Here is an 11,108-nt window from a genome sequence, read left to right as displayed (position 1 = left end):
CACGGAATTCAAGGCCGAAGAACACCACACCGTCTACGCAGACCGCAAAGTCGAAGCCCGCGCCAACGACCACCTGACCGTGGGCGTGAACCAGCACATCAAGATCGGCACCGGGCAATTCATCGATGCCGGGCAGGAAATTCACCTCAGCAGTGGCATGAAGGTGGTGCTCGAGGCCGGGGCTGAACTGACGCTGGTCGGTGGCGGCAGCTTCATCAAGATCGATGGCGGCGGCGTGACCATGAGCGGGCCGGCGATCAATATCAACTCCGGGGGGGGACCGGGGAGCGGAACGGGGGCGGCGCCGTTGATGCCGGGCGTGCTGAAACAAGCCGATGCCGACAAGGCGGGGGCTGTGCTGACGCCGGCGCAGATCAATACGCTCAAGCGTAATGCGCCGTTTTGTGAAGAGTGTGAGAAGTGTAAGGCGGGTGCATGCGCGATCTGACTGTCGAGAGATTCGCATGGACAAACTCAATGCGAGTTTTTGCAGCCTGCTTGCTGAGTGTCTTGCTGATTCAACCAATGACTGCTTCCGCCGCCGAGGCTCGCAGCACCGTACCCGACGACGTATCCAGCTACGTAATCAAGAGAAACAACTGTGACTCGCTTCGCGGTGATATTCCCGAGCAAGACCCGGCCGACCCTGACAACATTCACCGGCTCGCCAGCGAAGCGAACACATACTGCAAAGGCACAGATCAGCAACTGAAGCAGTTGAAAGAAAAATACGCAGAAAACGAAAGCGTGCTGAAAAGGCTTTCGGGTTACGAAGAACACATAGAAGCGGATATGAGCCAATAGGCTCACCCATCAAGGACGGTTGTTGTGGCATCTGAAAAAATCACTCCCCAGGCCTGGCTCTCTGCGCACCCGCTCAAGGCGAACGAACGCCTGTACCTGATCGTCAGCGCCGCCAGCGATGCCGAAGCGCTCAAAGCCTTGTATCAGAGCGAACCGTCCGTCCAGGCCATTCCCGTCTGGGGCGGAACGCCCTACTCCACCTGGCAACCAGTGATGCCTTACGTCGCCGAACTCAAGGCCAACTCCGCCTTCCTGCCCTGGATCAGCGAAACCGACGCCCTCGACTGGGGCTGGCTGGCCGTCTCCCGCTCCGAACCCAACGAAGTCTTCGAACACCTGCGCAGCCTGACCCAGGTGAAGATGCCGGACGGGACCGAGGTGTTTTTCCGGTTCTGGGATGGGCGGCATATCTATCCGATTCTGGAAGGGTTGGGCGAGACGGCTGGGGAAGTGTTGCCGGTGTTTCAGCGGTATCTGATCAATGGCCGCAGCCTGGAAGTCGGGCCGAGGGTGGTGCCGAAGGTGAAGGATTGGCCGTGGTGGGAGGTGCCGAAAGATTTGCTGGACAGCTTGATGGCCGAAAACCCGTCGACCGTGATCGGCAACATGATGCAGTGGCTGCTGGACGAACATGCCGACCTGTACTTTTCGTTCCCGGAATCGAACCTGCAAAAGAAAGTGGCGCGCTTCGTAAAACGCACGCCACTCACGGAAGAAAATTTTACCGGCCTGCTGAAGGCCCATCTGGAAAGTGAGGTGGCTGTATGAGCATTTTGATGGGTGAGATTGTTGCCAATCTCAATGCAAAACAGCCTGATGCTCAGGCCATCATCAGCGATTTCAAAAAGTGCCTGAAGGATTATCGCGAGCATGCCGAAGCCTGGTACGGCGGCATTCTGGATGCAGAGCAGCAGTTCAAGGTCGGTGACGAAGTCGGCACCGCAGACAAGGACAGTAAAAAGGCCAATACCCTTTATGCCAATTGCCCTGCCAACGGCAAACTGAAGCTGGTTCACAGTTTCGAATCTGCGCGTTTTGTCCCTATCGGCAATACGCCGGTGCGACTGGTGCCGGTGGAGGATGGAAAGCTCTACGGCAAGAACGAAGTCGGTCAAGCGATCAACGTCAAAATCGGACCCAGCGGGATTCTGGAGGTCACAGGCCTCAAACCACACCAACAATACGAAATCACTTTCTTCCCCAACCCCACCAAGGCTCAGATCGACAGCCTGTTCAACTCCTATCAAGGCGTGATCGGGGATTTGAGCGGCTGGCTGCAAACCGAGTGGACCACCGATTTTCTGCCGCTCTGGCAAGCGCACACCAATGCATCCATGGGTGGACGGGCATTGCAACAGCTGGAGTCGGCCTGGAAAGGATTCCTCAAGGCAATCATGGGGCTGTGGGGGGACATCAAGAGCCTCTACGACCTGGTTGCGCATCCTCGGGAAAACTACGAGAAGCTCAAAAAATTCTTCACCGAAGAACAGATAAAGAAGATCTATAACGCTTCGAAAGAAGCCATCCAAACAGCACTGCTGATCGCCAGTGACGAGCCACTCATGTGGATCTACGTCGCGGCTATCGTTGCGTGGGTCAAGATGCTGCCTCCGCAGACCTGCACTGAGGTCTTGTCGGAACTGACCACGGAAGTGCTGCTGAACATCCTGATCGGTATCGTCTTGACGGGCGGGATCGGTCTGGCCGTCCGTATCGGCACCAAAGGCCTGAATGCCGCAAGAAACAGCGGCAAGGTCATGAAGCTGATCGAAGACTTCACCTCGATGCTGATGAAAATCAGCAAAAAGAATGCGACAGGCCACGCCGATACCGCAAAGCCCTTGATGCTCAACGGCAACTCGCCACTCAATCAGGCGCGGAAGGCAAGTATCGAAATCGCGCCTCCAAAACCCGCAGAAACCGCCACACCACCGAAGAAAAAGCCGCCTGTCTCGGGTGGGGCCGTGGAGACGGATGCGCAGGTTCATGCACGCGGCAAGAAAGAAAACAGCACCCGCGCCCAACAACAGGAGAAGGTAGACAACGCTCCCGATCAATCGAAGAACCCGGCCGATAAACCCGCTCAGTGCGCCGATAAAACCTGCACCAACGGTGAACCGGTATCGATGGTTACCGGCGAGGAATTGCTGACGCTCACTGACGGTGTATTGGGTGGTCTGCTGCCGATTGAATGGACGCGCCTCTACCGCAGCAGCGCGGTTGAAATCGACGGACGTCTCGGCCATGGCTGGAGCCATTCCCTGTCCCATCGTCTGCAAATCAACGATGAGGGCGTGCTGTGGACTGATAACGAAAACCGTCAGACCCGCTTCCCGATGCCGACCGAACAACGGCCAGCCATCACCAACAGCCTGGCTCAAGCAGCCATTTTTCTGGGCGAGGCACCGGGTGAACTGATCCTCACCCAAGCAGGGGCAAAACCGCGCTTTTATCATTTCCGCGCAGACCGCCTGACGACGATCAGTGACTCGTACGGAAATCAGGTGCACGTCAGTTATGACCTGGTCGGTCGAATCCAGCGCATCGATAACGGTGCGGGGCGTTCCTTTCTGTTGCGCTACGACGACCGCCATATCGTTGCCGTGGACCAGCAACAACAGCGTTCCGAGTATGACGAGCGCGGTGAGCGCCAGGACCCGTGGCTGACCATTCAGACCCTCGTCACCTATCGCTACAACGCTCGCAATCAATTAATCTCGGCATCCAACGCTGCAGGCGAAACCGAGCATTACCGCTATAACGATCAGCACGTCATTCTTGAGCGGCAACTGGCCGGTGGCGCCAGTTTCTTCTGGGAATGGGAACGTGAAGGCAAGCTCTCCCGCTGCGTACGACATTGGGCCAACTATTCCCAACTGGAAGCTCGCTACGAGTGGGATGACAAAGGCACGGTGACGGTTCACAACGCCGATGGCAGTGAACAGGTTTATGTGCACGACGAAAATGCACGCCTGATCAGCGAAACCGCTGCCGATGGTGCAGAAACGCAAAATGCCTATGACGATGACGGACGTCTGGTTGCTGTAAAAGATCCAATGGGGGCCATCACCGAGTATCAATACAGCGATGCCGGACGATTGATGGCTGTCATCCCGCCGGAAGAAGAACCGACCCACTACAACTATTTCGACGGCCAACTGATTGAAGTCAAACGTGGCAAGGCCCGTTGGCAGTACGACCGCAATCAACAAGGCGACATCACCCAGCAAATCGACCCGCAGGGCAACGAAACCCACTACAGCTACGACCGCCAGGGCCGCCTGCTGGAAATTCGTCACCCCGATGGCAGCCGCCATCAACTGGGCTGGAACAATCTCGGCCAATTGCTGGAAGAACGCCTTCCGGACGGTGGTCAGCGCAAGTATCGCTACGACGCACTCGGACGCCAGATCACCCGGCAGGACGAATTCGGCGCCATTACCCATTATCAATGGGACGCCGTCGACCGCCTGACCCAGGTCACCCTCCCCGGCGGCGCCACCCGGGCCTTCACCTACAACCCGTACGGCCGCGTCACCGCCGAACGCGACGAGCTCGGCCGCATTACCCGCTACGAATACGCCGACAACCTGCATCTGGTCAGCCGCCGCATCAACCCGGATGGCAGCCAGTTACGCTATCGCTACGACAACGCGGGCCTGCTGCTCACTGAAATCGAAAACGAACGCGGCGAGCATTACAAACTCGACTACTACTCGAACGGCCTGATCCAGCAGGAAACAGGTTTCGACGGCCGTCGTACCTCGTACGAATACGACCTCAACGGTCAGTTGCTGAAGAAAACCGAATTCGGCGATGACGGCAGTGAACTGGTCACCGAGTATCAGCGTGACGCTGCCGGACGACTGCTGGTGAAAACCCTCGCCGATGGCGAAGAGATTCACTACAGCTACGACGCTCTGGGCCGTCTGGTGAATGTCGACGACGGTCACTGGCCGCTTGCTTACGAATACGACGTGCAGGATCGCCTGATCACCGAGCATCAGGGCTGGGGTACCACGCGCTACGAATACGACAGCGTCGGACAACTGAGTCACTGCCGTCTCCCCGACGGCAGCACACTCGACTACCGCCATTTGTCCGGCGGACGTCTGAGCAGCATCGACCTCAACGGCTCACGCCTGACCAGCCACCAGTTCAACGCCGGTCGCGAACAGCAGCGCCAGCAGGGCCTTTTGCTCAGCCAATACCAGTACGACGAACAAGGCCGCCTGCAAGCGCACAGCGTCAGCCAACGCGAGAAAAACCTTTTCCAGCGTCGCTACAACTACGACGCCAATGGCAACCTCGCCGGCATCGACGACAGCCGCAAGGGCAATCGCAGCTTTCACTACGACCCGCTGGACCGCTTGACCAGCGTACGTGGCGCGACACCGGAAACCTTCGCCCACGACCCGGCCGGCAACCTGCTCGGCCAGAACAACGAAGGCACCGCCAACCTCGCCAACGTCAAAGGCAACCGCCTGATGATGCAAGGCGACCGCCATTACGATTACGACGCTTATGGCAACCTGATCCGCGAACGCCGTGGCACCGGACAGAAACTCGTCACCGAATACCGCTACGACTGCCAGCACCGCTTGATTAGCGCCAGCCTACCGGGTGGCAGCACTGCATCCTACAAATACGACGCCTTTGGTCGCCGCATCGAAAAAACCGTCGACGGCCACACCACCGAGTTCCTGTGGCAAGGCGAACGCCTGATCGCCGAAAGCGGCGACAACCGTTATCGCACCTACATCTACGAACCCGGCAGCTTCCGCCCGCTGGCCATGCTCGACGGCGAAGGCCCGCGCAAGGCAACGCCGTTCTACTACCAGCTCGACCATCTGGGCACACCGCAGGAACTCACTGACTACAGCGGCGAAATCATGTGGTCCGCGAAGTACCGCGCCTACGGTAACCTCGCGGCGCTGGATGTCAGCGAAATCGATAATCCGTTGCGATTCCAGGGTCAGTACTTCGACGCTGAGACGGGGTTACATTACAACCGATACCGCTACTACAATCCGGGTACTGGGCGGTTTTTGACACCGGATCCAATCAAGCTTGCGGGTGGGTTGAATAACTACCAGTACGTGCCTAACCCTACGGGGTGGGTGGATCCGTTGGGGTTGAACTCCGAGTGTCCTGGAAAATTAAATCGCCAGACCGGAACAGCAGATACCTCACGCAAAGCAAGCGTTAATGACGGAGCGCCGAAACCTCCAGATGTTCAATGGACCAACCATGGAAATAAACACGTAGCTCCCAAAGCTCCGTGGCCATCGATTGTTAAATCAACTGCAAATGGCGGAGCGGCCAAATATCTACCGGGCACTGACATCGAAGCATTAGAACGACACGCTTTTGAACACGGACAAGAAGTAAACAACGGAAAACCTTGGAAAGTAATTGATATGGGGCGAACCATCGGCGCAAACGATGGTAAAGAAACTAGATTCATGAGGGTTGAGCTCAGTGCAAACACAATTCATGGACACCCAATCTCCGAAGATGCATTTAAAAAACTTACGAAAAAGAAGAAATAAAAAATGTTCGAAGAAATAGAAAACCTAGGCGGAACCATAACTTTCGACGATCTTTCCCAGCTAGACCAATCTACTGAGATCTCATCCATAGTTGACGAGCTAAAAGAAGACCTATTTCAAGCAACTTTTCCATTCCAACAAATAATTGATATCGGCTGGTATCCAGAATTCAGTGAGAATGGCGAATTCAAAGTATCACTAGTCTCAAACTCCAACTGGGAAAAACCAATCCACAGCGAAAAAGCAAAAAATTGGACAGAGCTAAAAAACGCCATTGAGAACACTCTGAAGAAAGTGCAAACCCAATAGCCAATCAGATGAGTAAAAAGGGGACAGTCAAAGAGGGCAGATTTATTTTTCGTTGAAAAAATAAACCTTGGACCTGTCCCCTTTCACCTTTTTTCATCCTGAAAAGCAAATCCGTTATATCTCACACAAAACCAACCCCTCAATCTGATTTACAACCCACACAAAGGACTGTCTCTTGCCACACCTATCACGCTCATTAACTCTCATCCTCGCCTTGACTCTGTCCCTGAACGCAACCGCCCTATCACTGCACTCAGAAAAACGTCCCGACGGCACCGTTGCGTTGTTGCTGACAAATGATCCCGCAGCGCCCACTCCCCCGACACTGAATCAGGATCCGGCAATTCGAACTTCGCTGGTTGCTTTTTTTGGCTATGCGACCGGTAGCTACACAAACGACAACACCATGATCGTGCAGCAGGTGCTTGAATCCCTCGATTCAGAAGTTTCGACTTTTGAAGAAGGGGTACCCGCCGGGAAAAAGATGATTACAGCCATGAATGACCGTAATAACGGTATCGAACGGGCTGCCTTGTTGCTGGATGAAAAGGGCCAATTGGTAGCCGTCGGGTTGGTAAACGGACACTGCACAGTAAAGTCCCGAGAAGAGTCGTTGAGTTGTAATGACCTAACGGACACTGTGCTGACCATCTTCCAGCCGAAAGGCGCGTACAAAGATGATGCTGCGTCTCTTGTTACCTGGAGTAAACAACTGCCGCCCATGCAAGCCATCCTTGCCGAGAGCGACAATCCTGAAACACGCGCTAATGTGCAGAAGATTGCGACTGTCGAATACGTTTCCACAGATCCGAAAAAAGCGGCGTGGAGCGCTTCACAGCTTCCTTCCGACTTTCCGAAATTCATGCTTCCCTTGCTTCCCGAGCAAGCTTATTTGATCGGTGCTGGAGCACACGGAGAATTCACAACGCCCGGCATGGTCGGCGCCCCTATGGATGGCGACTGGGATGAAATGGCCGGCCGGCCACGACATGAGTTCGAGGTCATTCTGCGGACCTACACCGAGTACGCAAACGTGCTGGAATTTTACAAACAACATGCCAAAGATGCCGAGATCAGCGGCACCGAGAGAAAAGCACTTGTTGAGGGGTATATCGGTGGCGGGACCTACAAAATCGAGATCAACAATCGAAAAGAAGAGGGAACCGTGATCACCCTTTCCGCCTGGAAACAGGAAGTCTGATGAACAACAAGGGGCGACTTCAATCGCCCCTTGTTGCTAGCCAACAAATAAAGAAACCAGATTAATTTTCGTAAAAAATAAACCTTGAACCGGTCCTCCCCCCACCTTTTTTATTATTAGGACAAGCAACAATGTTAACCGACCTACAGGCCCGAGCGTCACTGAAGGGGTTGATCGAAAAACACCTCAGCAAAAACCACCCTGATTTCGAGCACCTGATCGATCTTATTCAAGATCATTCCCGGCAAATCCCGATCAGAGGTGTGCTTGAGGATATTCGAAGCTCGAATAACGCTCAGTTCACACAACAAGAACTAGAACTTATCGTGGACCTTTTATATATGTATGGATAAGCCGATTAAATATCGATAATCAAGCCATATGACCTCAACAACGATTATCCCTGTTGGCCCTGAATTATCCCTTCCCCCACCTCATACTTAACCACCACCCGATTCCCATACAACCTCTCCCTCTCCACCAATGCCCCCACCTGCCCCTTCTCCCTCACCTCCCGCCAAATCTCATTCTCCCGAAACACCCTTCCCCCCTCCCGCACAAACCGATGCCCCACCTCAAACACGTGATACCGATACGCCCGCTCCCGATCACACAACAACTCCCCCTCCAGCTGCGTCTCCCCGACCTTCAATTTCAGCTGAAAGCTGCGATCCGTCGGGTTGTGCAGCACCAGGTCGATGTAGTTGTAGAAGATCGCCGCGCCGGAGCCGAATGGCAGGACGCGGCCGTCGTCCGGGAAGGGGTCGAAGCTGTGGTTGGCGCGTTCGATGACGACCAGGGGTGAGTGAATGGCCATCCAGTGGATGAGGTTGCTGAGTTGGCAGATGCCGCCGCCGATGCCGGTGCGGGCCTGGCCGAAGGACAGTTCCATGCCTTCGACATAGCCGCGTTGGCGGGTCGGGCGGCCGACGAGGCGGCAGAAGGAGAAATATTCGCCGGGAGCGATGGTGACGCCGTCGATGGCGGCGACGGCGAGTTTGAGGTTGATGACTTTGTTGTGTTGCAGCGCAAGGTCGGAGTCGCCGAGTTTGCGGATCAGTTTGGAGGTGTGTTTGAGGTAGCGATACGGCAAGCGCTCAGGCGTCGCGGCGGGCCGTGCGTAGCGTTTGCTCGAGCAGTGCCAGGCGATGTGGCGGAACAGTCTTTTTTGCCACACGCGCAGCCAGTAGAGGGCCGGGTGGTAGAGGGAAAGTGGTTTCATCCGTGGCGAACGGCGCGGGCCGTTGTCTTCCTTGATCTGAAAAGGGCGGCGCATCTTACCGTGGAATATCGCCGTTTGCGCTGCTCGCGCAGGCGTCGCAAGCCGTTACAAGTCGACCGACGCCGAGCGTTTCGAAATTAAGTTTGAACTAAGGTTGCGTCCCTACCATCCGGGCCACGAAGCAGCGGGTGCGAGCGTTGTTTGCCGCACACAAAGCCATCCATTTCGATGTGAGCCCAGTCCATGAGAGAGTTTGATTTCCCCTCGGCACAACAGCCCGCGTTCAGTCTTGTATTGGTCAATTACAAAACCCCGGAAATAACCCGGATGTGCCTGGAGTTTCTTCAGGAATACGTCAAGGAACATCAGGTTCCGGTGTGGGTGGTGGACAACGATTCTGCCGACGAAAGCCTGGCTTACTTGCGCTCTCTGGACTGGATCAACTTGATCGAGCGCCCTTCCCCTTGCAAAGAAGCCGGGCATATTGCCCACGGCAAGGCACTCGATCTGGCACTTGAAAAGGTTGAAACCGATTACCTGTTTTTACTGCACACCGATACTTTCGTATTCGACAGCACTGTCTTTTCAATGATGATGAAAGAGTGCATGCAATCTTTGGATACAGCAGCCGTCGGTTGTGTCGAACAGCTTGACCGGGGTGTTTTAAGAGACACCTGGCGATTGTCTTCGCGTTATTTCAAACACTATTTCCGGCGGGCGAAACTGCAGTTGGGCCTGCGTTCCCGGGAGCCAAAACCCTACCGGGAAACCCACCTCAAAAGCTTCTGCACCTTGTGGAATGCACGGTTGATCAAGGCTCATGGCCTGCATTTTTCGCTGGACGACCGGGTCCCGGGATACACGCTGCAGGATCGATTAAGCAGCCTTGGCTACGGCATCAGATTCCTTTCGCCGCGGACGATCTTCCGCTACCTGGATCACATCCAGGCCGGCACTGTAGCCGCCGCCGGTGGCTACGCGAAAAACCACCGCCGCACCACCATGTACCAGCAAGCACTCAAGCGTATTCAGATACAGCAAGGCATGCGGCCGGCGAAATCCTGAAGACAATAAAAAGGGCGACTTCACAGTCGCCCTTTTTTTATCCGAATTCTTTAGTCCTCTCTCCAGAGGAGGTGTCCGCCCAGTGTAATGGCCTGGCAATCCATGCACCGGTAAAGAGCCCTGACACTGGGCGAACGGGAAGGATTTTAATGGAAGTTGGCGGATATGTCGTGCTAATTGAGGATGAAATTTATGTACTAAAACGTTAACGGATATTGATCACCGATATTTCCCGAGAAACTTTCAGAATTATCGGATCCGATCATTTTATATGACTGTTCTCATACAACTACTTGTACAAGAACAGTCACGCTGTAGAGTTAATACTCAGCTTTCATGTTCACTGGTCACTTTTAATACATCTGTGTAAGTGACCACGACACTCTGCCCGATTTTCAGATCTTTGAGTTTGGTTTGGATTTCAGGCTTTTCGACATTGAGGGTTTTCGACTGGCCCGAAGGGTTTTCCAGGGTGACCTGGTTTTTCTTCAAATCAATTTTGGTGATTTTCAGTTGTACCTGAATCTGGCGGAATGCCTCGCCGCCAGGGTTGCTGCTGCCCACGGCGTTGCGCAGCTCGCCGGTACGCTCGGTGGAGCCAGGCAGACCTTTATCCACGTCGGTGTCCAGGAAAGCCGCCACGGAACGGGTGACTTGAATGTCGACCTTGTCGCCAACCTTCAGGTTGGCGAGGTTTTTCGCCTTGTCGCTGAGCTGGACATGCACCTGGCGACCTTCTTCGCCTTCAAGAACAACCTGATGATTGGCCGGATCAACCGCCAGTACTTTGGTGGTGACCTGATCCTTCTCGACAGTGGCCGACAAAGGAATATCGGCCGCGAACGCCGTGGAGGCGGACAGGACAGTGGCGAGTGCAATGGCGTGCGACAGTGATTGAAGCTTCATAAGCGGTACGTTCCCTGTGATGGATGGCAGCACACGGCACATTCGGCAC

The 11,108-nt window shown here is 54.9% G+C and carries 8 protein-coding genes and 1 pseudogene; 7 read left to right on the top strand and 2 right to left on the bottom strand.

The window, feature by feature from the left end; all coding sequences use genetic code 11:
- The 6 genes and pseudogenes from CAG02_RS26600 to CAG02_RS26575 form a co-directional block, all read left to right on the top strand.
- A pseudogene (locus CAG02_RS26600) lies at window positions 1-448 on the top strand (type VI secretion system tip protein VgrG); the annotation flags it as partial.
- Complete coding sequence (locus CAG02_RS26595; RefSeq protein ID WP_256576974.1) at window positions 436-804, top strand: hypothetical protein; 369 nt, start codon at window positions 436-438, stop codon at window positions 802-804. The pseudogene CAG02_RS26600 and the gene CAG02_RS26595, both read left to right, overlap by 13 nt.
- Window positions 805-828: 24 nt before the next feature.
- On the top strand, window positions 829-1,572 hold the full coding sequence (locus tag CAG02_RS26590; protein ID WP_085712125.1) for a DUF4123 domain-containing protein: 744 nt from the start codon (window positions 829-831) through the stop codon (window positions 1,570-1,572).
- Window positions 1,569-6,356 (top strand): RHS repeat-associated core domain-containing protein, encoded by a 4,788-nt coding sequence (locus tag CAG02_RS30335; protein ID WP_085712124.1) that lies wholly within the window; start codon window positions 1,569-1,571, stop codon window positions 6,354-6,356. Before CAG02_RS26590 ends, CAG02_RS30335 begins: the two co-directional genes overlap by 4 nt.
- A gap of 3 nt (window positions 6,357-6,359) precedes the next feature.
- Window positions 6,360-6,665: a hypothetical protein gene (locus tag CAG02_RS26580; protein ID WP_085712123.1), complete on the top strand. Its 306-nt coding sequence runs from the start codon at window positions 6,360-6,362 to the stop codon at window positions 6,663-6,665.
- Between the two features lie 175 nt (window positions 6,666-6,840).
- On the top strand, window positions 6,841-7,866 hold the full coding sequence (locus CAG02_RS26575; protein ID WP_085712122.1) for a hypothetical protein: 1,026 nt from the start codon (window positions 6,841-6,843) through the stop codon (window positions 7,864-7,866).
- Window positions 7,867-8,263: 397 nt separating this feature from the next.
- Here the strand turns inward: CAG02_RS26575 and CAG02_RS26565 are convergent, their stop codons facing one another.
- Window positions 8,264-9,088: a VanW family protein gene (locus CAG02_RS26565; protein WP_085712120.1), complete on the bottom strand. Its 825-nt coding sequence runs from the start codon at window positions 9,086-9,088 to the stop codon at window positions 8,264-8,266.
- A gap of 243 nt (window positions 9,089-9,331) precedes the next feature.
- On the opposite strand from CAG02_RS26565, the gene CAG02_RS26560 reads away from it, so the two are divergent.
- On the top strand, window positions 9,332-10,153 hold the full coding sequence (locus tag CAG02_RS26560; protein ID WP_085712119.1) for a glycosyltransferase: 822 nt from the start codon (window positions 9,332-9,334) through the stop codon (window positions 10,151-10,153).
- Between the two features lie 327 nt (window positions 10,154-10,480).
- Here the strand turns inward: CAG02_RS26560 and CAG02_RS26555 are convergent, their stop codons facing one another.
- A complete protein-coding gene (locus CAG02_RS26555) occupies window positions 10,481-11,059 on the bottom strand; it encodes a hypothetical protein (protein ID WP_085712118.1) in 579 nt (192 codons plus the stop codon).
- Between the last annotated feature and the right edge of the window lie 49 nt (window positions 11,060-11,108).

This window comes from Pseudomonas sp. R43(2017) (assembly GCF_002112345.1).
GTDB classification, from domain to species: Bacteria; Pseudomonadota; Gammaproteobacteria; order Pseudomonadales; family Pseudomonadaceae; genus Aquipseudomonas; species Aquipseudomonas kribbensis.
This window is presented reverse-complemented; position numbering and strand designations above follow the sequence as displayed.